The sequence below is a fragment of the Klebsiella sp. JN_Kp122 genome, assembly GCF_040062085.1.
Classification (GTDB): Bacteria; Pseudomonadota; Gammaproteobacteria; order Enterobacterales; family Enterobacteriaceae; genus Klebsiella; species Klebsiella aerogenes.
The window spans coordinates 20,803-43,876 of record NZ_JBEAHW010000025.1 but is presented as its reverse complement, the minus strand read 5'-3'; the positions used below and the strand labels follow the sequence as shown (position 1 = coordinate 43,876).

General features: G+C 56.2%; 24 protein-coding genes. 12 read left to right on the top strand and 12 right to left on the bottom strand.

Features of this window, described 5'->3' with window-relative positions; translation table 11 throughout:
• Positions 1 to 45 precede the first annotated feature (45 nt).
• Complete coding sequence (rhaS, locus tag ABLU78_RS11805; protein ID WP_032712967.1) at positions 46 to 882, bottom strand: HTH-type transcriptional activator RhaS; 837 nt, start codon at positions 880 to 882, stop codon at positions 46 to 48.
• 311 nt (positions 883 to 1,193) lie between these two features.
• On the opposite strand from rhaS, the gene rhaB reads away from it, so the two are divergent.
• The 5 genes from rhaB (at position 1,194) to rhaM (ending at position 6,312) form a co-directional block, all read left to right on the top strand.
• Positions 1,194 to 2,660 (top strand): rhamnulokinase, encoded by a 1,467-nt coding sequence (gene rhaB, locus ABLU78_RS11800; RefSeq protein ID WP_015703943.1) that lies wholly within the window; start codon positions 1,194 to 1,196, stop codon positions 2,658 to 2,660.
• A complete protein-coding gene (gene rhaA / locus ABLU78_RS11795) occupies positions 2,657 to 3,916 on the top strand; it encodes an L-rhamnose isomerase (RefSeq protein WP_048230166.1) in 1,260 nt (419 codons plus the stop codon). The genes rhaB and rhaA overlap by 4 nt, the downstream gene beginning before the upstream one ends.
• 81 nt (positions 3,917 to 3,997) lie before the next feature.
• On the top strand, positions 3,998 to 4,822 hold the full coding sequence (rhaD, locus tag ABLU78_RS11790; RefSeq protein WP_047041906.1) for a rhamnulose-1-phosphate aldolase: 825 nt from the start codon (positions 3,998 to 4,000) through the stop codon (positions 4,820 to 4,822).
• Between the two features lie 30 nt (positions 4,823 to 4,852).
• Positions 4,853 to 6,001 (top strand): lactaldehyde reductase, encoded by a 1,149-nt coding sequence (gene fucO, locus ABLU78_RS11785; protein WP_015368948.1) that lies wholly within the window; start codon positions 4,853 to 4,855, stop codon positions 5,999 to 6,001.
• The gene (rhaM, locus tag ABLU78_RS11780) at positions 5,998 to 6,312 is read left to right on the top strand and encodes an L-rhamnose mutarotase (RefSeq protein ID WP_045389360.1); all 315 of its coding nucleotides are present in this window, start codon (positions 5,998 to 6,000) and stop codon (positions 6,310 to 6,312) included. Before fucO ends, rhaM begins: the two co-directional genes overlap by 4 nt.
• A gap of 45 nt (positions 6,313 to 6,357) precedes the next feature.
• Here the strand turns inward: rhaM and ABLU78_RS11775 are convergent, their stop codons facing one another.
• The 5 genes from ABLU78_RS11775 to ABLU78_RS11755 all read right to left on the bottom strand — a co-directional run bounded on the left by ABLU78_RS11775 (position 6,358) and on the right by ABLU78_RS11755 (position 11,030).
• Entirely contained in the window at positions 6,358 to 7,629 is a 1,272-nt protein-coding gene (locus ABLU78_RS11775) for an MFS transporter (RefSeq protein ID WP_015368950.1), read from the bottom strand.
• Complete coding sequence (locus ABLU78_RS11770; RefSeq protein WP_045367628.1) at positions 7,626 to 8,117, bottom strand: YhcH/YjgK/YiaL family protein; 492 nt, start codon at positions 8,115 to 8,117, stop codon at positions 7,626 to 7,628. The genes ABLU78_RS11775 and ABLU78_RS11770 overlap by 4 nt, the downstream gene beginning before the upstream one ends.
• A gap of 13 nt (positions 8,118 to 8,130) precedes the next feature.
• Positions 8,131 to 9,054, bottom strand: coding sequence for a dihydrodipicolinate synthase family protein (locus ABLU78_RS11765; protein WP_048230167.1), 924 nt, complete (start codon positions 9,052 to 9,054; stop codon positions 8,131 to 8,133).
• Positions 9,055 to 9,069: 15 nt separating this feature from the next.
• Entirely contained in the window at positions 9,070 to 10,281 is a 1,212-nt protein-coding gene (locus tag ABLU78_RS11760) for a PfkB family carbohydrate kinase (RefSeq protein ID WP_348820591.1), read from the bottom strand.
• Positions 10,282 to 10,481: 200 nt separating this feature from the next.
• Positions 10,482 to 11,030 carry a helix-turn-helix domain-containing protein gene (locus ABLU78_RS11755; protein ID WP_015368954.1) on the bottom strand — a complete coding sequence of 183 codons (549 nt, stop codon included), beginning with the start codon at positions 11,028 to 11,030 and terminating at the stop codon, positions 10,482 to 10,484.
• A 100-nt stretch (positions 11,031 to 11,130) separates the two neighbouring features.
• Between ABLU78_RS11755 and ABLU78_RS11750 the strand changes: the two genes are divergently transcribed.
• Both ABLU78_RS11750 and ABLU78_RS11745 read left to right on the top strand, forming a co-directional pair.
• A complete protein-coding gene (locus tag ABLU78_RS11750) occupies positions 11,131 to 11,790 on the top strand; it encodes an AzlC family ABC transporter permease (protein WP_048230168.1) in 660 nt (219 codons plus the stop codon).
• Positions 11,790 to 12,113, top strand: a complete 324-nt coding sequence (locus tag ABLU78_RS11745; RefSeq protein ID WP_045378791.1) for an AzlD domain-containing protein — start codon at positions 11,790 to 11,792, stop codon at positions 12,111 to 12,113. The genes ABLU78_RS11750 and ABLU78_RS11745 overlap by 1 nt, the downstream gene beginning before the upstream one ends.
• A gap of 44 nt (positions 12,114 to 12,157) precedes the next feature.
• On the opposite strand, the gene ABLU78_RS11740 is transcribed toward ABLU78_RS11745, so the two are convergent.
• Positions 12,158 to 12,370 (bottom strand): YdgH/BhsA/McbA-like domain containing protein, encoded by a 213-nt coding sequence (locus ABLU78_RS11740; protein WP_047066320.1) that lies wholly within the window; start codon positions 12,368 to 12,370, stop codon positions 12,158 to 12,160.
• A 128-nt stretch (positions 12,371 to 12,498) separates the two neighbouring features.
• Positions 12,499 to 13,335, bottom strand: coding sequence for a formate dehydrogenase accessory sulfurtransferase FdhD (gene fdhD / locus ABLU78_RS11735; protein ID WP_026612185.1), 837 nt, complete (start codon positions 13,333 to 13,335; stop codon positions 12,499 to 12,501).
• A 157-nt stretch (positions 13,336 to 13,492) separates the two neighbouring features.
• On the opposite strand from fdhD, the gene fdnG reads away from it, so the two are divergent.
• From fdnG to ABLU78_RS11710, 5 genes are all read left to right on the top strand, one after another.
• Positions 13,493 to 16,543, top strand: a complete 3,051-nt coding sequence (gene fdnG / locus ABLU78_RS11730) for a formate dehydrogenase-N subunit alpha (protein ID WP_086538089.1) — start codon at positions 13,493 to 13,495, stop codon at positions 16,541 to 16,543.
• Positions 16,544 to 16,555: 12 nt separating this feature from the next.
• Positions 16,556 to 17,458: a formate dehydrogenase subunit beta gene (gene fdxH / locus ABLU78_RS11725; RefSeq protein WP_032712975.1), complete on the top strand. Its 903-nt coding sequence runs from the start codon at positions 16,556 to 16,558 to the stop codon at positions 17,456 to 17,458.
• On the top strand, positions 17,455 to 18,081 hold the full coding sequence (fdoI, locus tag ABLU78_RS11720; RefSeq protein ID WP_015368962.1) for a formate dehydrogenase cytochrome b556 subunit: 627 nt from the start codon (positions 17,455 to 17,457) through the stop codon (positions 18,079 to 18,081). Before fdxH ends, fdoI begins: the two co-directional genes overlap by 4 nt.
• Before the next feature lie 5 nt (positions 18,082 to 18,086).
• Positions 18,087 to 19,016, top strand: coding sequence for a formate dehydrogenase accessory protein FdhE (fdhE, locus tag ABLU78_RS11715; protein WP_015368963.1), 930 nt, complete (start codon positions 18,087 to 18,089; stop codon positions 19,014 to 19,016).
• A gap of 249 nt (positions 19,017 to 19,265) precedes the next feature.
• Positions 19,266 to 20,183 (top strand): alpha/beta hydrolase, encoded by a 918-nt coding sequence (locus ABLU78_RS11710; protein ID WP_048230170.1) that lies wholly within the window; start codon positions 19,266 to 19,268, stop codon positions 20,181 to 20,183.
• Between the two features lie 16 nt (positions 20,184 to 20,199).
• Here ABLU78_RS11710 and fabY read toward each other — a convergent pair whose 3' ends face one another.
• The 4 genes from fabY to yihX are packed head-to-tail and all read right to left on the bottom strand — an operon-like array spanning position 20,200 to position 23,073.
• Positions 20,200 to 21,141: a fatty acid biosynthesis protein FabY gene (gene fabY / locus ABLU78_RS11705; RefSeq protein ID WP_015368966.1), complete on the bottom strand. Its 942-nt coding sequence runs from the start codon at positions 21,139 to 21,141 to the stop codon at positions 20,200 to 20,202.
• Positions 21,142 to 21,185: 44 nt separating this feature from the next.
• Positions 21,186 to 21,623, bottom strand: coding sequence for a D-aminoacyl-tRNA deacylase (gene dtd / locus ABLU78_RS11700; RefSeq protein ID WP_015368967.1), 438 nt, complete (start codon positions 21,621 to 21,623; stop codon positions 21,186 to 21,188).
• On the bottom strand, positions 21,620 to 22,480 hold the full coding sequence (locus tag ABLU78_RS11695) for a virulence factor BrkB family protein (protein WP_015368968.1): 861 nt from the start codon (positions 22,478 to 22,480) through the stop codon (positions 21,620 to 21,622). The genes dtd and ABLU78_RS11695 overlap by 4 nt, the downstream gene beginning before the upstream one ends.
• Positions 22,474 to 23,073 carry a glucose-1-phosphatase gene (gene yihX / locus ABLU78_RS11690; protein WP_015368969.1) on the bottom strand — a complete coding sequence of 200 codons (600 nt, stop codon included), beginning with the start codon at positions 23,071 to 23,073 and terminating at the stop codon, positions 22,474 to 22,476. Before yihX ends, ABLU78_RS11695 begins: the two co-directional genes overlap by 7 nt.
• Between the last annotated feature and the right edge of the window lies 1 nt (position 23,074).

The window sequence follows — 23,074 nt, the reverse complement described above, 5'->3', positions numbered from 1 at the left end:
CCATTATTCGCATTTTGGTGAGGCAATACGTTGACTCTTCTCGCGTTACTGAAGAATAGCGTCGCGCCCCTGGCGAATATCGCGCGGCGACCAGTCGAATTCACGGCGAAATAGCGTCGAAAAATGGTTACTGTCGCCAAAACCGCAGCGATAAGCGATTTCTGTCACGCTATCATCGCTGTGGCGCAGCAGGTGCCGCGCTTTCATCAGGCGCACCCGGTTGAGGTAGCGCTGGGGCGTCAGCCCGGTTTGCAGCTTTAACTGGCGATGCAGGGTGCGTAAAGAGAGCGAAAACTGCGCCGCTACCTCCTCCCAGCATATCTCTTCGGCAAAATGGTCTTCCAGCCAGGCCATCAGCTGATTCAGCCGCGCCTCGTGGTTGCCGGCGCCTTCCGCCAGGCTGTTGCTGTGCAGTAGCACCAGTAGCTGCATAAAAAGGATCTCACGGCTGGCGATGGTATGCGGCTCGACGCCCTGCCCGACTTTTTCCATCTGGCCGACGATTTGCCGCACCTGCTGCAGCACCGTCTGATTGACCCGCCAGTGTGAAAGATAGTTGCCGTCCTGCTCCTGCGGCAGCAGTTGGTTCACGCCGGTCAGAAAACGAAAAGCATCCGGCGCGCGGTAGAGCACGTTGGTCAGGCATAGGTTATTGGTGTGTTCGTAAAGATGACGATCGTGATCGCGAATAAAGCAGACCGAACCGCCGCTGATGGTATAGGGCTGGCCGTTGAAAACGTGAATGCCCGTACCCTGCTCGACGATAACAATCTCATGAAAATCATGGTGATGCTCAGGAAAAGCCGCTTGAGGAAGCCGCGGTTCAATCGCCACCGCCGAGACGCCGGCCTTAAAGAAATCCGTACTGTGCAACACGGTCATAGCAGCCTCCACGAATGAGAAAAATTATCAACCGTCGTCGCAAATAGTAATTAAGGGCCGGCAATCCGGCCTTCAATTTTTGACCGCAAACCGCGTAAAGCCTGCCGTTTTTTCAAGAACCAGCCGGAAATATCCGGAACTGCGGCCAGCATCACACCCCGCCTCGCGCCGCCCATAAAACGAAACTGTGACGCTTCTCACGGTCACCTTTGCTGTGTTGCCAGCCGCCCGCTTTCGCTGTCAGTAGCGAGAAGGTGACGCAGAGACGCCTTTTTTAGACTGCCTGTAATGATTTTAAGAAGGGTCGTGCCATGAGTATTCGTCATTGTGTCGCCGTTGATTTAGGCGCTTCCAGCGGTCGGGTCATGCTCGCGAATTATGACACCGCGACGCGCGCGCTGACACTGCGTGAAGTTCACCGTTTCATTAATCGCCTGCAGAAAGTCGATGGCTACGATTGCTGGGATATCGATAGCCTGGAAGCGGAAATTCGTTGTGGGCTGGTGAAAGTATGCGAACAGGGGATCCTGATCGACAGCATCGGTATCGACACCTGGGGCGTTGATTTCGTCTTGCTGGATAAGCGCGGCCAGCGCGTCGGCCTGCCAGTTTCCTACCGCGATAGCCGCACTCACGGCCTGATGGCGCAGGCAATCGAACAACTTGGCCGCGCCAATATCTACTGCCGCAGCGGCATCCAGTTTCTGCCGTTTAACACCCTTTATCAATTGCGGGCGCTGGTCAGCCAGCAGCCGGCGCTGGCGGAACAGGTCGCCCATGCGCTGCTGATCCCAGACTACTTCAGCTACCGCCTGACCGGCGCGATGAACTGGGAATACACCAACGCCACCACCACGCAACTGGTCAATATCAATAGCGATAACTGGGATGACGAGCTGATCCGCTGGAGCGGCGCGCAGCCGGACTGGTTCGGTACGCCGACGCATCCGGGCAATGTTATCGGCCACTGGATCTGCCCGCAGGGTAACCGCATCCCGGTGGTCGCCGTCGCCAGCCACGATACGGCCAGCGCCGTGATCGCCTCGCCGCTGGCGGACAAAAATGCCGCCTATCTCTCATCGGGCACCTGGTCGCTGATGGGCTTTGAAAGTAAAACGCCTTACACCAGCCAGCAGGCGCTGAAGGCGAATATCACCAATGAAGGCGGCGCCGAGGGGCGTTATCGGGTACTGAAAAACATCATGGGCCTGTGGCTGCTGCAGCGGGTACTGCAGGAGCAGAACATTAGCGATCTGCAGGCGCTGATTGTCGACACATCGCAGCTATCGGCCTGTCGTTATCTGATTGATTGCAATAACGATCGCTTTATCAACCCGGCCAATATGAGCGCCGAAATTCAGGCCGCCTGCGCGGAGTCCGCCCAGCCGATCCCGGTCACTCCCGCCGAACTGGCGCGCTGCATTTTTGACAGCCTGGCGCTGCTGTATGCCCGGGTATTGGGCGAACTGGCGGCACTCCGCGGCCACCCTTTCAGCCAGCTGCATATCGTCGGCGGCGGCTGCCAGAACGCGCTGCTTAACCAGCTATGCGCCGATGCCTGCGGCCTGCCGGTGGTGGCCGGCCCCATTGAAGCCTCCACGCTTGGCAATATCGGCATCCAGCTGATGACGCTGGATGAACTGCACAACGTCGATGAATTCCGTCAGGTGGTAGGCGACAACGCGTCGCTCACCACGTTCACCCCACATTCAGATAGCGAAATTGCCCGCTTCGTCGCGCAATTTCAGCCACAACCTACAAAGGAGCTTTGCGCATGACCACTCAACTTGAACAAGCCTGGGAAATTGCTAAGCAGCGCTATGCCGCCATCGGCGTTGATGCCGAAGAAGCTCTGCGTCAGTTGGACCGCCTGCCGGTATCAATGCACTGCTGGCAGGGCGATGACGTGGCGGGCTTTGAAAACCCGGAAGGCAGCTTAACCGGCGGCATTCAGGCCACCGGCAACTATCCCGGCAAAGCGCGTAATGCCCAGGAGCTACGCGCCGATCTCGAACAGGCGCTAAGCCTGATACCGGGGCCGAAGCGCCTTAATCTGCACGCGATTTATCTCGAATCCACCATGCCGGTAGCGCGTAATGAAATTAAGCCGGAACACTTTAAGCACTGGGTGGAATGGGCCAAACGCCAGCAGTTGGGGCTCGATTTTAACCCTTCCTGCTTCTCACATCCGCTAAGCGCCGACGGCTTTACGCTGTCGCACGCCAATCCGGAGATTCGTCAGTTCTGGATCGATCACTGCAAAGCCAGCCGCCGCATATCCGCTTATTTCGGCGAGCAGCTTGGGACGCCATCGGTAATGAATATTTGGGTGCCGGACGGCATGAAAGATATTACCGTCGATCGCTTCGCCCCGCGCCAGCGGCTGCTGAACGCGCTGGATGAAGTTATCAGTGAAAAACTCGATCCGGCGCACCATATCGACGCCGTTGAGAGCAAGCTGTTCGGTATCGGCGCCGAAAGCTATACCGTTGGCTCCAATGAATTCTACATGGGCTACGCCGCCAGCCGTCAAACCGCGTTGTGCCTGGATGCCGGCCACTTCCATCCGACGGAAGTCATCTCCGACAAAATCTCCGCCGCCATGCTCTATATCCCGCGCCTGCTGCTGCACGTCAGCCGCCCGGTACGCTGGGACAGCGATCACGTGGTGCTGCTGGATGACGAAACCCAGGCCATCGCCAGCGAAATTATCCGCCACAACCTGTTCGACCGCGTGCATATCGGCCTCGACTTCTTTGATGCCTCCATCAACCGCATCGCGGCGTGGGTTATCGGTACCCGCAACATGAAAAAAGCCCTGCTGCGCGCGCTGCTGGAGCCGACGGCGCTGCTGCGCCAGCTGGAAAACGACGGTGATTACACCACCCGCCTGGCGCTGCTCGAAGAGCAGAAATCGCTGCCGTGGCAGGCCATCTGGGAAATGTACTGCCAGCGTCACGATACGCCGGCAGGCAGCCAGTGGCTGGAAAACGTGCGGACCTATGAAAAAGACGTGCTGAGCCAGCGCGGCTAATGCCTGACTTCCCCGGATTGCGCCATATGGGGCTTATTCGGGGAATCACACCTATTGCGAATCAACAGGAAAGACAAGACTATGCACAACATTATCAATTCATGGTTCGTTCAGGGCATGATCAAAGCCACCTCCGACGCCTGGCTTAAAGGCTGGGACGAACGTAACGGCGGCAATCTGACGCTGCGCCTGGATGAAGCGGATATCGCGCCATTCAAAGCCGATTTTCACCCCCAGCCGCGCTATATCGCCTTAAGCCAGCCGATGCCGGAACTGGCTAATCAACCGTTTATCGTCACCGGTTCCGGTAAATTCTTCCGTAACGTGCAGCTCGATCCCGCCGCCAATCTCGGGGTGGTGAAAGTGGACAACGACGGCGCGGGCTACTTCATCCTGTGGGGGCTGACGGAAGAAGCCGTGCCGACGTCGGAACTACCGGCGCATTTCCTGTCGCACTGCGAGCGCATCAAAGCCACCGGCGGCAAAGATCGCGTGATCATGCACTGCCATGCCACCAACCTGATCGCCCTGACCTACGTGCTGGAGAACAACAGCGATCTGTTCACCCGCAAGCTATGGGAAGGCAGCACCGAATGCCTGGTGGTGTTCCCGGACGGCGTTGGCATTCTGCCGTGGATGGTGCCGGGTACCGACGAGATTGGCCAGGCGACCGCCGGCGAAATGCAGAAACATTCTCTGGTGCTGTGGCCATTCCACGGCGTCTTCGGCAGCGGCCCGACGCTGGATGAAACTTTCGGCCTGATCGATACCGCCGAGAAGTCCGCTGAGGTATTGGTGAAAGTCTATTCGATGGGCGGCATGAAACAGACGATAAGCCGCGAAGAGTTGATTGCGTTAGCCCAACGCTTTGGCGTCACGCCGCTGGCCAGCGCGCTGGCGCTCTAAGAAAGCGAGCGCCCTTTAAGGAGAATAATCATGAGCTTTATGTTGGCACTGCCGAAAATCAGCCTGCATGGCGCGGGCGCGATCGGCGATATGGTGAACCTGGTGGCGGACAAGCAATGGGGAAAAGCGCTGATTGTCACCGACGGTCATCTGGTGGAAATGGGACTGCTCGATAGCCTTTTTCAGGCGCTGGAAGCGCATCAACTGTCTTATCATCTGTTCGATAACGTCTTTCCGAACCCAACCGAAGCGCTGGTTCAGCAAGGTATCGCCGCATTCCGTGCGGCGCAGTGTGACTATATTATCGCCTTCGGCGGCGGCAGCCCGATCGATACCGCTAAGGCGGTGAAAATCCTCAGCGCTAACCCGGCGCCGTCGACGGCCTATTCCGGCGTGGGCAAAGTGAAAAATGCCGGCGTGCCGCTGGTGGCAATTAACACCACCGCCGGAACCGCCGCCGAAATGACCAGCAACGCGGTGATTATCGATAGCGAACGTCAGGTGAAAGAGGTCATCATCGACCCGAACATCATCCCGGATATTGCCGTCGACGATGCCAGCGTCATGCTGGATATTCCGCCGTCGGTTACCGCCGCGACCGGTATGGATGCGTTAACCCACGCTATCGAGGCGTTTGTCTCCGTTGGCGCCCATCCGCTGACCGACGCCAACGCGCTGGAAGCGATTCGCTTAATTCACCAGTGGCTGCCGCTGGCCGTCGATGACGGGCACAATCTGCAGGCCCGCGAGCAGATGGCATACGGCCAGTATCTGGCAGGGATGGCGTTCAACAGCGCAGGTCTTGGTCTGGTACACGCGCTGGCGCATCAGCCGGGCGCAACCCACAATTTGCCGCACGGCGTTTGTAATGCCATCCTGCTACCGATTATCGAAAACTTTAACCGCCCGAACGCGGTGGCGCGTTTTGCCCGCATCGCCCAGGCGATGGGCGTCGATACGCGCGGCATGAGCGATGAAACCGCCAGCATGGCGGCGATTAACGCGATTCGCGCGTTGAGCAAACGAGTCGGTATTCCTGAAGGTTTTAGTCAGCTTGGCGTGAGTAAGGCTGATATCGAAGGCTGGCTGGATAAAGCGCTGGCCGACCCCTGCGCGCCCTGTAACCCGCGCAGCGCCAGCCGCGACGAGGTACGCGAGCTGTACCTGGAGGCGTTATGATCCGCAAAGCCTTCGTGATGCAGGTCAATCCCGACGCCCACGAGGAGTATCGGCGCCGTCATAATCCCATCTGGCCGGAACTGGAAGCGACGCTGAAAGCGCATGGCGCGCACCACTATGCAATCTATCTCGACAAACAGCGCCATCTGCTATTCGCCACGGTGGAAATTGAATCGGAAGCCCGCTGGAATGCGGTGGCGGAAACCGAGGTCTGCCAACGCTGGTGGCGCTATATGCGCGAGGTGATGCCGACGAATCCGGATAACAGCCCGTTGAGCGCTGAACTGAGTGACGTGTTTTACCTTGCGTAATAAAGAAAACGCCTGAGCAATCAGGCGTTTTTGCTACCAGAGGGATTAGGCATTTTTGCGCACAAAGAAACCGTAGCAGCAGGCGCCCATAAACAGCAGTATCCCACCGAGAATAAATACGTTGGTAAAGTGCCCGGTAGCATCAAGAATAATGCCGGTGATAATCGGCGCCAGCGCCGCGCCGAGAAAGCCGCCAAAGTTCTGGATAGCACCCAATGAGGCGACCTGTTCTTTCGGCGCCATATCGGTCGCTAACGTCCAGATCACGCCGGAAGGCATTTGTGAACAGAAGTAGCCCAGCGTCAGCAGGGCGATCGCAACGCCGCTATTATCAACAAACGGAATCGGCATCACGAAGCAGGCCGCCAGCGCGGCGCCCGCCACAATCGGCACTTTACGCGCGGTAACGGCGTTCATCCCTTTACGCACCAGTCTGTCAGAAAGCATCCCGCCACACAGCACACCGATAATACCGGCAAAGAAAGGAATCGAGGCGATAAAACCGGTCTGCTTGAGGCTAAAGCCCAGCGAGGTTTCCAGATATCCCGGCAGCCATGTCAGATAAACCCAAATGGTAAACATGATGCAGAAGTTACCGGCAATCATGAACCACGTGGTTTTCCGGCGAAACAGTTCGCCCCAGCTGACCTTCGGCTGCTCACCTTCGGGACGCATGACTTTGCCGGTGTTTATCAGCATCGCCTCGCGCGCGTCCGGGTCGCGATAAAATTTAAGCCACGCCAGCAACAATGGCAGTCCGAGCAGGCCGACAACCATGAACATGCCGCGCCAGCCGATCCATAACAGCAAAATAGTCAGCACCGGCGGCGCTATCGCATTGGCGATTTGCGAACCGGTATTGATAATCGATGTCGGCAGCCCGCGCTCTTTCTCCGAGAACCAGCTCTGGGTGATCTTGATACCGGAAGTGAAGAACGGTGACTCCGCCACGCCCAGCAGCATGCGCAAACCATAGAAGAAGCTATAGGTATTCACGAAACCCATTAAGAACGTTACCGCTGACCACAATCCCAGCGCGCCGCTGAACATTTTCTTCGCGCCGAAACGGTCTACCAGCCAGCCGGCGGGCAAATTCGCCAGCGCATAGGGCCAGAGAAACGCTGACAATAACAGCCCCATTTCAGTACCAGAGAAGCCAAACTCCCTGGCGATGGTGGTGTTCGCGATACTCAGGTTGGCGCGATCGAGGTAATTGACCACCGCGGCCAGCAGCAGGATTAAAATAATGCCCCAACGTCGACGCGAGAGTTTCGGCGCCGCAATCGCTTCAGCCGCCGTTTGATTTAGCGAACTCATAAACCCTCCTCCAGCAAGGCGCGATCGATTTTCATCACCGCTTTACGGATATGTTGCCGCTCGCCATCGCGCGGATGGCAGCAGGGGCGATGGATATCCTGGGGAAAGAAAATGGCGAACATGCCGGGTTTCAGGGTTATCTGCGTCTCCTCTTCTTCAACCTGCCAGAACAGGATGTCCTGCTGCGGCGTCCGATCCTCGGTAACGCAATGACTGCCGCTTTCAGCGCGGCTGACACCCATCCGCTCCTCGCCGGAAATCAGATACTGAATATCAATGAACTGCTTGTGCGACTCCGGCCGCGCCTGCGCGAAAGGCACGCTCTCCATCTCCTGCAGCAGGCAGAAAAGTTTCCCCGGGATCAGGTCGATTTTCCCCGGCGCGAAGCGCTGGAAATCCTGGCTGGCGATAAACGCCAGCGCCTGGCGGATCGCCGGATGAAACGCGGCCTGTTGCGCAGGCCACGCCTGCAGACTCGATACGATCATAATGATCCCTCCCTTAGCCGGCGATCCGCTGCTGCCACAGTTCAGTCCCGGCGCGGATCTGGTCAAGGATCACCGTCAGCCCCCAGAATTTGCTCAGCACATCGTCTTTATTAACCCGGCAGGCATCGCTGTCGAAGGTCCCCAGCCGTTGATGGTAAATTTTGGCGTTTTTCGGGTAGCCCAGCGTTTCGGTTACCGCACCCAGCGACAGAAATATCGCCAGTTCATCGGCCAGCGCCCGCTGATTTTTGCCTTCCCGCCACAGCCAGCCGTACAGTTCGGGATGGAAGTTGGTGAACACGCCGCTGAAACCTTCGGCGCCCGCCAGCATCGCCGGCCAGGCGATCGCAGCATTGGCGTTGATGACCTTTAGCGGGGTTCCCTGCGCCAGACGCACGCGGCGCTCAACGGTAGGCAGATCGCAGCTCACATCTTTCAGCACCACGAAACGACCGCTGTTGGCGCACCAGGCGAACTCGTCGTCGCTAAGTAGGCGGTGATACGGCGCCGGGCACTCATACAGCCCCAGCGGCATGGAAGAAGGTAAAGCCGCCAACAGCGATTGCAGGGTAGCGAAAAAGACTTCACTGCCCTCATTACGCGGATCAAGATGATTAGTGACCAACACCAGCGCATCAATGCCGGTCTGCGCCATTGCCAGCAACTCCTCTTTTTGCGCCGCCAGATCATCGCTGATATGGCCCGAGGCAATGACTGGAATGCGCCCCGCCACGCGTTGCACCACGAAACGCGCCAGCTCGACACGCTCCTGTAAGTTGAGATATTGCATTTCGCTGGACTGGCAGACGGCAAAAAGCGCATCCACGCCTTTTGCCAGATACCAGTCGATCAGCTTCGCCAGCGCCGGATAATCAATCTGGTCGTCAGCGGTAAAAGGGGTCAGCATGACGGGTACAACACCGTTAATCGTTTTCATCTTATTTTTCCTGGATTAGAGGGTACGGAGTCGGGCATTTGCCTGCGCAAAGTCAGGCATGTTGGAAGCCCCCTCCAGCTCGACGGCCAGAGAGGCGAAAGCAGAGGCCCAGGTCGCAGCCTGAACCAGGGTGTTGCCGGCAGCCAGCGAGGCGGCGAGCGCGCCATTAAACGCATCGCCAGCGCCGGTGGTATCGACGGTGACCGCCGGAAAGGCGCGAATTTGACTAAACTGGCGATTATCCAGCAGCAGCGCCCCGCGCGATCCCATGGTAATCAGCACTTTCTTTGCGCCTAATTCAGCGATGCGAAGCGCGGCTTCTTTGGCAGTATCAACATCGTGAATGTCGATACCGGATAATAATGAAGCCTCGGTTTCATTCGGTGTAATCACATCGATATAAGGAATGCTTTTGATAATTTCCGCCGAGTATGGCGCCGGATTGAGAATGACTGTCTTACCGAGTCCTCTGGCTTTTTTTATTAGCGAATGAGTGGCATCAAAATTATTCTCAAGCTGAACAAGTAAAACGTCGGAGGCGCTAAGTTCAGGAATAATCGCCTCAATCTCATTATGCGTTATTGTAGTATTGGCGCCGGAGTAAATAGCAATCATATTTTCGCCATTTTCCTGCGAAACATAAATAATGGCATTGCCGGTAGGTTCGCTCTCAGATTGATAAAGCGTATAGGAGTGTATTTCTGAACGAGTGAGATGATCGGCCGCCAGGTGGCTAAACTGATCCTTGCCCACCTTAGCGACAAAATGGACCTGCGCGCCGGCTTTACTGGCCGCCGTCGCCTGATTCGCCCCCTTGCCACCGGGCCCAAGGCTGCTGGCGAGCGCCAGTAGCGATTCCCCACCGCGCGGAAAACGCTCCACTCGGGCCACGATATCCACATTAAATGAGCCGAATACACACACTTTGCCGTTCATCGATTTTCCTTTCTGCTGACCGCTCGCCGTAGGTTTCCGATGGTTAATCGGCTGCAGCAGCACGCCGAAACTATCACCGGTTTCAGAAATAAGTTCAGCCTTTAAATTGTGCCGGGAAATAATCGCTCCGCCATAACAACGTTGCACCAACCCCATTTCTGCAAGAATATTTAAATCACTGCGAATGGTTTCTTTTGAAACACTAAAATAAGCAGCAAAATAATTAACAAAACCACGCTCATGATCGTTTAAATATTTCAGGATATGCTTTCTACGTTCTTCTAAAAACATAATAGGCCCCAATGTCACGAATTAAGTATACGAACCCCTTCCGGCAGGAAGAGTGACATCAATCCCATGTTTTCAGGCAAAACGGAAGGAAACAAAAATGGAAAAACAATAAAGAAAATGAGTGAATAAATAATTCACTCATTCATTAATGGGAAATGAAATAATCTTCTGCGCATCAGAATAAAATGCGCAGATTATGACTAATTTTGCTCTGCCACCAGCAGCGCCTGGGTATCCGGCTCCAGCGCCTGAAAGAGATGTTCCCGATCGGCCGGGTAGCAGATGTAATCCCCTTCCCCCAGCTCTTCTGGCGCTTCGGTGAGGCCAACGCGCGCGCGCCCCTGAGTGATAATAATATGTTCGACCGACCCGGGCGGGTGCGGGTGCGAGATCCGATCGGCGCCGGGCTGCGTCAACAGCAGATAGATGTCGCGACGCGCGCCGGGAGGGCAAGCCGCCAGCAAAATGGCCTGATAGTTGGCCTGTTCAGCAACCACTTTGGTGCCTTCGCCGCGGCGAATCACCTGGGTCTGGTTGGCCTGCGGCTCCAGCAAACGGGCGAAGGGAATATCCAGCGCCACGCACAGCGCCCACAATGTTTCCAGGCTAGGGTTGCCATTGCCGGATTCCAGCTGTGACAGGGTCGATTTGGCTATCCCGGCGCGGCGCGCCACCTCCGCCAGTGAGAGTCCGGTGCGCGAGCGCTCGCGCGTCAGGCTTTTAGCAATTACGCTGATGGGCTGTGTCATACACCGCTCCTCGTATTTTATATCGAACGAATCGTTCGTCTTGAAAAACCATTCTGTTGCGTTCATTATAATGGAAATTCGTTCGATATGGCTAAAGCGTATGCGTTACAAATTTTCCTGTCTCAGTGGGGACACCATTAAAGCAATCGTTCTGGTATGCCTGGCGGTCGGTGTGGTCGGCATGTCTTACGGTTCATTAGCGATGGCCTACGGTTTTCCGCTGTGGGTGCCGTTTGTCCTTTCCATTACGGTGCTGGCCGGCGCCTCGGAGTTTATGTTTATCGGTATTGTCGCCAGCGGCGGTAACCCTCTCGCCGCCGCCGCCGCAGGCTTACTGGTGAACGCCCGCCACGTTCCTTTTGGCGTCACCGTGCGCGATCTGGTCGGCGCCCGCGCCGCCAGCCTGCTCGGCTGCCACATTATGAATGATGAGAGCGTGGTGTTCGGCTTGTCGCAGAAAACCCCGGAGCAGCGGAAAGCCGCCTACTGGCTCTGCGGCCTGGGTGTGGCGCTCATCTGGCCGCTCGGTACCCTGCTGGGCGCCGGGGTCGGGAAATTGTTACCCGCTCCAGAAACCATCGGCCTGGATGCGGTATTCCCGGCCATCCTGCTGGCGCTGGTGGTACCGGCTTTTAAAAAACGTACCACACTGATTCGCGCCTGCAGCGGCGCGGTTATTTCGCTGGCCTCCGTGCCCTTCGCGCCGGTTGGATTACCGGTTCTGCTCTCATTGTTTGGCTTACTGGCGAGGAAAAAATAATGGCTAATATGACGCTGTTTATCGCCGGGATCGCGATTCTGTCGATCGGCACATATCTGATGCGTTTGGGCGGGGCAAAGCTTGGCAGTCGTTTAGCGTTTTCCGAGCGCTCGCAGGCGCTGCTTTCTGATGCCGCGACGGTGTTGCTATTTTCCGTGGCGCTGGCGACCACCTTTTATGAAGGCGAGCATTTTTCCGGCATGGCGCGGGTACTTGGCGTCGGTTTTGCCGTGTTCCTTGCCTGGCGCAAGATGCCGCTTATCGTGGTGATTATCGCCGCGGCGGTGGTGACGGCGCTGCTGCGCCTGGCGGGTATAAACTAAAAAAGCGCCCTGAGGCGCTCTTTCGACGGTAGTGGGTTGCTAACTTATTTGTTCAGTTCAGCGGTCATATGCACGCGGTTACCGTTAAACGCTTCGGTAATGGTGTAAGAAGACGCGCCGGCAGCCTGCGCCTGAGCGGCGATTTTCGCTTCCGCGGCGTCCATAGTGGAGGCGGTGGCGGTCACGGATTGCGCGGCGAAAGAACCGAAAGAAGCGGCCAGAGCGATAACAGCGACAAAAATTTTGATGCTTTTCATGATATAAACCCTTTCATTTAGTTGTTTGGATAAGGCACCGTGCCCTGATGTGATAAATAATAGTCTTCACATCCCGTAACTAAAAGCGGAAGGATTTGCTGTCATCTTTCAAAAAAACTGACCAACATTTAACCGGCAATAAGACGCTGCGGATGAGTATAAATCGTCGCTCTGCCTGGCCTGCAGAACCCCACCAGCGTCAGATTACAACGTTCGGCGACTTCCACCGCCAGCGTCGTCGCCGCGGAGACCGCAAACAGAATTTCCACCCCACACATCGCGGCCTTCTGTACCATTTCATAACTGGCGCGGCTGGAGACTAAGGCTGCGCCCTGCTGCCAGCCCTCTCCTTCTGCACTACGGCGACCCAGCAGTTTATCCAGCGCAACGTGACGGCCTACATCTTCATGCCCGCCCGCCAGTTCGCCGTCAGGGCGCACCCACGCGGCGGCGTGCGTACAGCCGGTCAGGCGGCCGATTGGCTGAACCTCATTTAGCTGTTTGAGCGCGCGATCGAGATGAGAGAGCGCAAAGGTCTGGCTAAAGGGCAGTGGCTCGACGGGCTTACCGATATCATTTAGCTGCTCGACGCCACATACTCCACAGCCTGTACGCCCGGCGAGCGCCCGGCGGCGCTCTTTCAGCCCCATAAACCGGCGGCTGGAGAGTTCGATTTGCACTTCTACCCCGTTACAGGCCTGTACCACGTCCATCCCGTAGATCTCTTGTCGGCTTTGTATAATCCCTTCAGACAGGGAAAAACCGACGGCGAAATGTTCCAGGTCACGTGGCGTCGCCATCATGACGACGTGCGAGATGCCGTTATAAACCAGAGCGACGGGTACCTCTTCTGCTACCTCATCTGGCTGAGGATGTTGCAAATCCTCACGTTTCCAGAGGGTAACCTGGCGATAACCTGTGACATCTGTCACATTTTTGATTTGTTCAGGAAGGTTCTTATTCACTTTCATTTAACCGTATTGGAACAGGCATACACACAATGTGGTATTCTGTTTTTATATCCCTCCAGGACCGAGGGAAATTAACTCAATTCTGAACCTTTGCGGCCTTCACCGCAAAGTAAATAACTACATGTGACAATGTCGAAACAAGGAGCGAACCATGCAGGTCAGCAGAAGGCAGTTCTTTAAGATCTGCGCTGGCGGTATGGCAGGCACGACGGCAGCAGCGCTGGGCTTTGCCCCGGCTACTGCGCTCGCGGAAACCCGGCAGTACAAACTGCTGCGTACTCGCGAAACCCGCAACACCTGTACGTACTGTTCCGTTGGCTGCGGGCTATTGATGTATAGCCTCGGCGACGGTGCGAAAAACGCCAAAGCATCCATTTTCCATATCGAAGGCGATCCGGATCATCCGGTAAACCGTGGTGCGCTCTGCCCGAAAGGGGCCGGTCTGGTGGACTTTATCCATTCTGAAAGCCGCCTGAAATTCCCGGAATATCGCGCGCCAGGTTCTGATAAATGGCAGCAAATCAGCTGGGACGAAGCGTTCGATCGCATCGCGAAGCTGATGAAAGAAGACCGTGACGCCAACTTTATCGCCCAAAACAGCGCCGGCACCACCGTTAACCGTTGGCTGACCACCGGTATGCTGTGCGCCTCCGCTTCCAGTAACGAAACCGGCTATTTAACGCAGAAATTCACCCGCGCCCTCGGGATGCTGGCGGTGGATAACCAGGCGCGTGTCTGACACGGACCAACGGTAGCAAGTCTTGCTCCAACATTTGGTCGCGGTGCGATGACCAACCACTGGGTTGATATTAAAAACGCCAACCTGGTCGTAGTGATGGGCGGTAACGCCGCAGAAGCGCATCCGGTGGGGTTCCGCTGGGCGATGGAAGCCAAAATTCATAACGGCGCCAAGCTCATCGTTATCGATCCGCGCTTTACGCGTACGGCGTCGGTGGCTGATTTCTATACCCCGATTCGTTCCGGTACCGACATAACCTTCCTGTCGGGCGTCATCCTGTATCTGCTGAATAACGAAAAATTCAACCGTGAATACACCGAAGCCTATACCAACGCCAGCCTGATCGTGCGTGAGGACTACAGCTTTGATGATGGTCTGTTCAGCGGCTACGATGCCGAAAAACGCCAGTATGACAAAACCAGCTGGAACTATGAACTGGATGAAAACGGCTTCGCCAAACGCGATACCACGCTGCAGCATCCACGCTGCGTCTGGAATCTGCTAAAACAACACGTTTCCCGCTATACGCCGGATGTGGTCGAAAACATCTGTGGTACGCCGAAGGCCGATTTCCTTAAAGTTTGCGAATATATTGCAGAAACCAGCGCGCACGATAAAACCGCGTCGTTCCTGTATGCCCTCGGCTGGACCCAGCACTCCATCGGCGCGCAGAACATTCGCACCATGGCGATGATCCAGTTGCTGCTTGGCAACATGGGGATGGCAGGCGGCGGCGTCAATGCCCTGCGCGGTCACTCCAACATCCAGGGTCTGACCGACCTCGGCCTGCTCTCAACCAGCCTGCCGGGTTACATGTCGCTGCCTAATGAAAAACAGGCCGACCTGCAGACCTACCTGAGCGCCAACACGCCAAAACCGCTGTTGAAAGATCAGGTGAACTACTGGGGCAACTATCCGAAGTTCTTCGTCTCCATGATGAAAGCCTTCTTCGGCGATAAAGCTACGGCCGAGAATAGCTGGGGCTTTGACTGGCTGCCGAAGTGGGATAAGAGCTACGACGTGCTGCAGTATTTCGAGATGATGAATCAGGGCAAAGTGAACGGCTATATTTGCCAGGGCTTTAACCCGGTCGCCTCGTTCCCGAACAAAAACAAGGTAGTGGCTTCCCTGTCGAAGCTGAAGTTCCTTGTGACCATCGACCCGCTCAACACCGAAACGTCCACCTTCTGGCAAAACCACGGTGAGTCCAACGATGTTGATCCGGCGAAAATCCAGACCGAAGTGTTCCGCCTGCCGTCCACCTGCTTCGCCGAAGAAAACGGTTCTATCGTCAACTCCGGCCGCTGGCTGCAGTGGCACTGGAAAGGCGCAGACGCCCCGGGGATCGCCGTGACCGATGGTGAAATCCTCGCCGGTATCTTCACCCGCCTGCGTAAGATGTATGCCGAAGAAGGCGGCCCAACGCCGGAGCCGGTGCTCAACATGACGTGGAACTACTCCACGCCGCACGAGCCGGCGTCTGAAGAAGTGGCGATGGAAAGCAACGGTAAAGCGCTGGCGGATATCATCGATCCGGCAACCGGCGCGGTAATCGTTAAGAAAGGGCAGCAGTTGAGCTCCTTCGCACAGCTACGCGACGACGGCACGACTTCCAGCGGCTGCTGGATCTTCGCCGGTAGCTGGACGCCGGAAGGCAACCAGATGGCGCGCCGCGATAACGCCGACCCGTCAGGCCTCGGCAATACGCTGGGCTGGGCCTGGGCATGGCCGCTAAACCGCCGCATTCTGTATAACCGCGCCTCCGCGGACCCGCAGGGTAAACCGTGGGATCCGAAGCGTCAGTTGCTGAAATGGGACGGCGCGAAATGGGGCGGAGTGGATATTCCGGATTACAGCGCCGCCGCCCCTGGCAGCGACGTCGGTCCGTTTATCATGCAGCCTGAAGGGATGGGGCGTCTGTTCGCTATCGATAAGATGGCTGAAGGGCCGTTCCCGGAACACTACGAACCGTTTGAAACGCCGCTGGGGACTAACCCGCTGCATCCAAACGTGGTCTCTAACCCGGCCGCTCGCGTCTTTAAAGGCGATCTCGAGCAGATGGGCAAGGCCGAGAAGTTCCCGTACGTCGGCACCACTTACCGCCTGACCGAGCACTTCCACTACTGGACTAAACACGCGCTGCTTAACGCCATCGCGCAGCCGGAACAGTTTGTGGAGATCGGCGAAAAACTGGCGAATAAGCTCGGCATTGGCCACGGCGATACCGTGAAGGTCTCCTCTAACCGCGGCTATATCAAAGCCAAGGCGGTGGTGACCAAGCGTATTCGTACGCTGCAGGTTCACGGTAAAGAGGTGGATACCATCGGTATTCCTATTCACTGGGGCTACGAAGGCGTGGCGAAAAAAGGCTTTATCGCCAATACGCTGACGCCGTTTGTCGGCGACGCCAACACGCAGACGCCGGAGTTTAAGGCCTTCCTCGTGAACGTGGAAAAGGTGTAACGGAGACGACTTATGGCTTATCAATCGCAAGATATTATTCGTCGTTCCGCGACTAACGGTTTCACTCCCGCGCCTCAGGCGCGGGACCACCAGCAGGAAGTGGCGAAGCTTATCGACGTTACCACCTGCATCGGCTGTAAAGCCTGCCAGGTGGCCTGTTCTGAATGGAACGACCTTCGTGACGAAGTGGGTAGCAACGTCGGGGTGTATGACAACCCGGCGGACCTGACCGCCAAGTCATGGACGGTCATGCGCTTCTCGGAAGTGGAACAAAACGACAAGCTGGAATGGCTTATTCGTAAAGATGGCTGCATGCACTGCGCTGACCCGGGCTGCCTGAAGGCCTGTCCGTCAGAAGGCGCGATCATTCAGTACGCTAACGGCATCGTCGACTTCCAGTCTGAGCAGTGTATCGGCTGTGGCTACTGCATCGCAGGTTGCCCGTTCGATGTACCGCGCCTGAACCCGGAAGACAATCGCGTCTACAAATGTACGCTGTGCGTAGACCGCGTGACTGTCGGCCAGGAGCCGGCCTGCGTGAAAACCTGCCCGACCGGCGCTATCCACTTTGGTTCGAAAGAGGATATGAAAACGCTGGCCGGCGAGCGCGTCGCAGAGCTGAAAACCCGCGGTTATGACAAGGCGGGTCTGTACGATCCGGCTGGCGTTGGCGGCACCCACGTGATGTACGTGCTGCACCATGCCGATAAACCGAATCTCTACCACGGTCTGCCAGAGAATCCGGAAATCAGCCAAACGGTGAAATTCTGGAAAGGTATCTGGAAACCGCTGGCGGCGGTCGGCTTTGCTGCGACCTTCGCAGCCAGTATCTTCCACTACGTCGGCGTCGGTCCGAACCGCGCAGATGAAGAAGAAGACAACCTGCATGAAGAGAAAGACGAGGTGCGCAAATGAGAAAACGTGACACCATCGTGCGCTACACGGCGCCGGAACGCATCAACCACTGGATAACCGCCTTCTGCTTTATTCTGGCGGCGGTAAGCGGGTTAGGCTTTTTCTTCCCGTCGTTTAACTGGCTGATGCATATTCTCGGTACGCCGCAGCTGGCGCGTATTCTCCACCCGTTCGTCGGGGTGGTGATGTTCGCGTCGTTTATCATCATGTTTTTCCGTTACTGGCATCACAACCTAATCAATCGGGATGATATCTTTTGGGCGAAGAATATTCGTAAGATCGTCGTCAACGAGGAGGTAGGCGATACCGGGCGTTATAACTTCGGCCAGAAATGCGTATTCTGGGCGGCGATTATTTTCCTGGTGCTGCTGCTGGTAAGCGGCGTGATCATCTGGCGTCCGTACTTTGCGCCTGCATTCTCAATCCCGGTGATCCGATTCGCGCTGATGCTGCATTCTTTTGCCGCAGTCGCGTTAATTGTGGTTATCATGGTGCATATCTACGCCGCCCTTTGGGTGAAAGGCACCATTACCGCGATGGTGGAAGGCTGGGTTACCAAAACGTGGGCGAAGAAACATCACCCGCGCTGGTACCGTGAAGTCCGCCAGAAACAGGAAAAATAGACTGCATGAGTATTCGCATAATCCCGCAAGACGAGCTGGGTTCGAGCGAGAAACGCACGGCGGAAGCAATTCCGCCGCTACTGTTCCCCAGACTGAAGAATCTTTATAACCGCCGCGCAGAGCGCCTGCGCGAGCTGGCCGCCAACAACCCGCTGGGCGATTACCTGCGCTTTGCCGCGCTGATCGCTCATGCGCAGGAAGTGGTGCTGTACGACCATCCGTTGCAGATGGATCTGACTGCCCGCATTAAAGAGGCCAACGATCAGGGCAAGCCGCCGCTGGATATTCACGTATTGCCGCGTGATAAACACTGGCACAAGCTGCTGCATTCACTGATCGCCGAGCTGAAACCTGAGATGAGCGGCCCGGCGCTGTCGGTTATCGAGAACCTGGAAAAAGCCTCCGGGCCGGAACTGGAAGAGATGGCCAGCGCGCTGTTTGCTTCCGATTTCGCCTCGGTCAGCAGCGACAAAGCGCCGTTTATCTGGGCCGCGCTGTCGCTGTACTGGGCGCAAATGGCCAGCCTGATCCCGGGGAAAGCGCGCGCCGAATACGGCGAGCATCGCCAGTTCTGCCCGGTTTGCGGCTCGATGCCGGTCTCCAGCATCGTGCAAATCGGCACCACTCAGGGGCTGCGCTATCTGCACTGCAACTTGTGTGAAACCGAATGGCATGTGGTACGCGTAAAATGCAGCAACTGCGAACAGAGCCGCGACCTGCACTACTGGTCGCTGGATAACGAGCAGGCGGCGGTGAAAGCCGAAAGCTGCGGCGACTGCGGGAGCTACCTGAAGATTATGTATCAGGAGAAAGACCCGAAAGTCGAAGCCGTTGCCGACGATTTAGCCTCGCTGGTACTCGATGCTCGCATGGAACAGGAAGGCTTCGCCAGAAGCTCAATTAACCCGTTCATGTTCCCCGGCGAAGGGGAGTAAGTTCTGCGCACCTATAACGGGCGACTCAGGTCGCTCGTTATCATTCATACGGCGTGACCACGCCGGAAATGCTCTCCTTATCCCGATCCTGCTTCTCCAGATATTGTTCAACAGAAGAAGCAGATCTTTGCTGAGAAATACGCTTTTGCGAGCCGCTTTCCACAATGCGATCGCGGCTTTATTCGGTATATCTTTTTCGCAAAAACCAGGCTATAACACTGGATATTAATCCAGTAAAAGGGACTTGCCATGACGTTGGAAAAAGGTATTGCTTCGCTGGTTGAGGAGTTTATTGCTGCGGGGCGGCCATCAGCACGAGAACAGAGTATTGATGACCGGAGAAACGGCTATCTCGCCAGCGCCGTTCTCGCTGGGGCAACGGAAACGCGTGTGCAGGTTGAAGACATCACGCTCGATGGCATAACCTTTCGCGTCGTCTCGCCGCCAAAAAGCAACGGCTTGCTACCCACCATTGTGTATTACCATGGCGGCTGTTTTGTGAGCGGCGACTTTGCCACCCATGACAACCAATTGCGCCAGCTTGCCTGGCTCAGTGGGTGCCGGGTGATCGCCGTGCAGTACCGTCTGGCGCCGGAGTACACTTTTCCGGCGGCGCACGATGATGCGGAGCGAGGCGCCAACATTATCTATCGGTATGCGCAGCGGCTTGGCGTTGACGCCGCGCGCATCACGCTGGCCGGCGACAGCGCCGGCGGCCACCTCGCCCTGGTCACTGCGCTACGCCTGAAAACGGCGGGAGTATGGCAACCTGCGCAGCTTATCCTGATTTATCCTATGCTCGACGCTACCGCCAGCATGGCAAGCTACGCCAGCAACGGCGAGGATTACATCATTACCCGGGATACGCTGCTTAGCGGCTACGAAATGTATTTAGCGGCCACACCCGCTACCCATCCGGAAGCCAGTCCGCTGTGGCGCGAAGATTTTAACGGGCTGCCGCCGGTTCATATCCTGACGGCCGAATTTGATCCTTTGCGCGATGAGGGAGAAGCGCTGTACCGGCGGTTAATAGCACAAGGGATAGAAAGCACCTGCCAGCGCTATCTGGGCGTCATTCACGGTTTCTTTCAGTTAGGCGGGATAAGCCTCACGGCAAAGCAGGCGATGCGCGATATCGCCTGGCGTACGCAAACGCCAGGCCAATAATAATGCCGGAGGCGGGTTACTCTTCCTCGTTCCCGCCCTCTTCATACGAACCGAACGGCTTCGCGGGCAGTACGATATAGGTTCCCTCAAAAACGGCGCCCAGCTTATCGTTACCGAACAGTTCGACCTGAAGCTGCACGCGAGCCTTACGTCCGCGCGCCAGGCGATCGAGATCGCCGCTTAGCGAGCCCAAATCGGCCACGGCATTCGGCCTCCCGCTGATCGGCTTGCTGTAACGGATATGCGCATCGGCAAGGATAATCGTGCCGCCAAGGTGCCGCTCGCGCAGCATTAACCAGATTAGCCCCCAGCCGGTTAAGGTAGCGAGCGAAAACAGGCTGCCGGCAAATAACGTATGGTGCGGATTCTGGTTCCCCGCTTCGGGCATGGTGGTGATAAATTTTTGCCCGGTATACTGCTGAATGCGCACCCCCATCTTTTCGCTCAGCGGAATGTGCTGATACCAGGCCTGCTGCAGTTGGCCGCACCAGTCGCCGCGGTGCAGGATGTCGTCCAGTGAAGCAATGGGTTTAATCATCAAAAAGTGGCGAATCGGCGTGGTTGTCGGCGTGGTGATTTCCCCCTGGTTCACAAAGCCCAGCTTAGAGAAAAACTCCATCGCATCTTCACGGGCGCTACAGGTCACCCGCTTCACCCCTTCCTGACGGGCGACTGACTCAAGGGTCATCGCCATAAGGGTGCCTAAACCTTTATCCTGAACGGAAGGATGAACGGCCATAAAACGGATCGAGGCTTCATTCTCCGCATTAATATACAGCCGGCCGACGGCAACCAGGTTGCCCTCTTCATCGACGACCATCTGGTGATGCGCCATGGCATCCCAGGCGTCGCGTTCCGACCCTTTAGGCTGATGCAGCGGCTTACGCAACATCTCCCAGCGGAACTGATAATAGCTTTCTAACTCTTCTTCTGTTTGCGGTACACGAAGGTGATACATAGCTGTACTCTCTTTTGTTACCCGCAGCCTGCCCGGAAGCTGACTCATACCTGCAACCAAAAGGTCACGGGACCATCGTTTACCAGCGAGACCTGCATATCCGCAGCGAATCTCCCGGTCTGAGTATTCATCTCTTGTTGGCGGCAGCGCTCAACAAAGTATTCATACAGCGCTTCCGCTCTGTCCGGCGCCGCGCCTTTGGAAAAACTCGGGCGCATGCCGCGCTCGGTATCGGCCGCTAGCGTAAACTGCGAAACTACCAGCACGCTGCCGCCCGCCTGCTGGACATTAAGATTCATTTTGCCTTCGGCATCGCTGAAAATGCGATAGCCGAGCACTCGTTCACACAGACGATTGGCCTTCTGTTCGTCATCGTCTTTCTCGACGCCCAGCAGCACCAGTAGTCCCGGACCGATTTCACCCGTCACTTCACCCTCCACGGTAACGCTTGCACGGGATACGCGTTGAATTAATGCAATCATGGTTGTTCTGTTTCTTCTTTTTTGAGTTTGCGGTATTCACCGAGAGTGACAGTTATTTCAGCGCCAAGCAAGACGATACACCAGGTCCAGTAAACCCAGACAAACAAAATGGGTACTACCGCAATCACGCCATAAATCAGCTGGTATGACGGAAACATGGTGATATATAAAGCAAAAGCCTTTTTACCGGCTTCAAAAAGCAGTGCCGCCACCAGCGAGCCGATTACCGCATCGCGATTGCGTACCTGGGTGGTGGGCACAATGCTATAAAGCATCCAGAACGCCGCCCACGATAAGATTAGCGGGAATATACGGAGTACATCATCAATGACGCTATTGAGATCGCTGGCCCAGCGTAGTGAGAGAAGATAGGAACTGATTGCCAGACTGGCGCCGGCCAACAGCGGCCCGAGAGTCAGGATCATCCAATAGACCGCAAATGAATAGATTTTTGGCCGCGTCCGACTGCTGCGCCAGATGGTGTTCAGCGCGCTATCAATCGAATACATCAGCAGTAATGAGGTGACAATTAACCCAAAGGCGCCGACGGCCGTCATCCTGCTGGAGTTCGCCACAAACTGTTCGATATATCCCTGAATGACATCCCCGGTCGCCGGAATGAAGTTGGCAAAGATAAAATGGCGGATCTGCACGCTGACGTCGGAGAACATCGGAAAGGCGGCAAACAGGGCAAAAACCACGGCGATCAGCGGTACCAGCGCAAGTAAAGACACGTAGGCCAGATTCCCCGCCAACGTCGTCATGTTGTCTTCTTCAATTCGCCGCCACAGCAGCTTAAGCCAGGCCACCAGCGGCCTGGTATGGTATTTGGTTTTTTGATGAACGCTTTTTAGCATAGCTGCTTCGCAAAGTAGTTGGGGATGGTCTCCTTATCCGTGACCAGAATACTGGTGATCCCCAACTGGTTAGCCCCAGCTATATTATCGGCGTTATCGTCGAAAAAGACCGCGTCTTGCGGCGAAAATCCTTCCGCCTGCAGCACGCTTTGGTAGATACGCGTTTCGGGTTTGCGCATCCCCATCTCTTGCGAAAGATACACATGATCTGCGGCAGCACGCACTTGTGGATATTCGCTTGGCCAGAAAGTGGTATGTAATCGGTTGGTGTTCGAGAGTACGACCACGCGGTGCCCCTGGTCGCGAAGTTTTTGCATAATGTCGGTGACTTCTGGACGCAAGGCGACAAAAACGGCCTGCCAACCGTGGGCAAACTGTTCATAGCTCAGCGGCATGTTCATTTCATGACACATTGCAGCGGCAAACTCTTCATCGCTGATCTCACCGCGTTCATGCTGGTGGAAGGCATCGCCCATAACAAAGTCTTGCTTTAGCGTCGCCAGCGGGATGCGGGTCAAATCGCTCCACGTTCCGAGCACCCGGTTGAAGTCAATGTCGACAATCACATTACCTAAATCAAAGATATAGAGCATT

Bases quoted from the DNA above. Each gene is read 5' to 3' on its own strand.
- rhaD (WP_047041906.1), top strand. From the start codon at position 3,998: ATGCACAACATTATCAATTCATGGTTCGTTCAGGGCATGATCAAAGCC.
- ABLU78_RS11770 (WP_045367628.1), bottom strand. From the start codon at position 8,117: ATGATCGTATCGAGTCTGCAGGCGTGGCCTGCGCAACAGGCCGCGTTT.
- dtd (WP_015368967.1), bottom strand. From the start codon at position 21,623: ATGATTGCATTAATTCAACGCGTATCCCGTGCAAGCGTTACCGTGGAG.
- yihX (WP_015368969.1), bottom strand. From the start codon at position 23,073: ATGCTCTATATCTTTGATTTAGGTAATGTGATTGTCGACATTGACTTC.
- fucO (WP_015368948.1), top strand. From the start codon at position 4,853: ATGAGCTTTATGTTGGCACTGCCGAAAATCAGCCTGCATGGCGCGGGC.
- ABLU78_RS11745 (WP_045378791.1), top strand. From the start codon at position 11,790: ATGGCTAATATGACGCTGTTTATCGCCGGGATCGCGATTCTGTCGATC.
- rhaB (WP_015703943.1), top strand. From the start codon at position 1,194: ATGAGTATTCGTCATTGTGTCGCCGTTGATTTAGGCGCTTCCAGCGGT.
- rhaM (WP_045389360.1), top strand. From the start codon at position 5,998: ATGATCCGCAAAGCCTTCGTGATGCAGGTCAATCCCGACGCCCACGAG.
- fdxH (WP_032712975.1), top strand. From the start codon at position 16,556: ATGGCTTATCAATCGCAAGATATTATTCGTCGTTCCGCGACTAACGGT.
- ABLU78_RS11775 (WP_015368950.1), bottom strand. From the start codon at position 7,629: ATGAGTTCGCTAAATCAAACGGCGGCTGAAGCGATTGCGGCGCCGAAA.
- fabY (WP_015368966.1), bottom strand. From the start codon at position 21,141: ATGTATCACCTTCGTGTACCGCAAACAGAAGAAGAGTTAGAAAGCTAT.
- rhaA (WP_048230166.1), top strand. From the start codon at position 2,657: ATGACCACTCAACTTGAACAAGCCTGGGAAATTGCTAAGCAGCGCTAT.
- ABLU78_RS11710 (WP_048230170.1), top strand. From the start codon at position 19,266: ATGACGTTGGAAAAAGGTATTGCTTCGCTGGTTGAGGAGTTTATTGCT.
- ABLU78_RS11755 (WP_015368954.1), bottom strand. From the start codon at position 11,030: ATGACACAGCCCATCAGCGTAATTGCTAAAAGCCTGACGCGCGAGCGC.
- ABLU78_RS11695 (WP_015368968.1), bottom strand. From the start codon at position 22,480: ATGCTAAAAAGCGTTCATCAAAAAACCAAATACCATACCAGGCCGCTG.
- ABLU78_RS11765 (WP_048230167.1), bottom strand. From the start codon at position 9,054: ATGAAAACGATTAACGGTGTTGTACCCGTCATGCTGACCCCTTTTACC.
- ABLU78_RS11750 (WP_048230168.1), top strand. From the start codon at position 11,131: ATGCGTTACAAATTTTCCTGTCTCAGTGGGGACACCATTAAAGCAATC.
- ABLU78_RS11740 (WP_047066320.1), bottom strand. From the start codon at position 12,370: ATGAAAAGCATCAAAATTTTTGTCGCTGTTATCGCTCTGGCCGCTTCT.
- ABLU78_RS11760 (WP_348820591.1), bottom strand. From the start codon at position 10,281: ATGTTTTTAGAAGAACGTAGAAAGCATATCCTGAAATATTTAAACGAT.
- rhaS (WP_032712967.1), bottom strand. From the start codon at position 882: ATGACCGTGTTGCACAGTACGGATTTCTTTAAGGCCGGCGTCTCGGCG.
- fdhE (WP_015368963.1), top strand. From the start codon at position 18,087: ATGAGTATTCGCATAATCCCGCAAGACGAGCTGGGTTCGAGCGAGAAA.
- fdoI (WP_015368962.1), top strand. From the start codon at position 17,455: ATGAGAAAACGTGACACCATCGTGCGCTACACGGCGCCGGAACGCATC.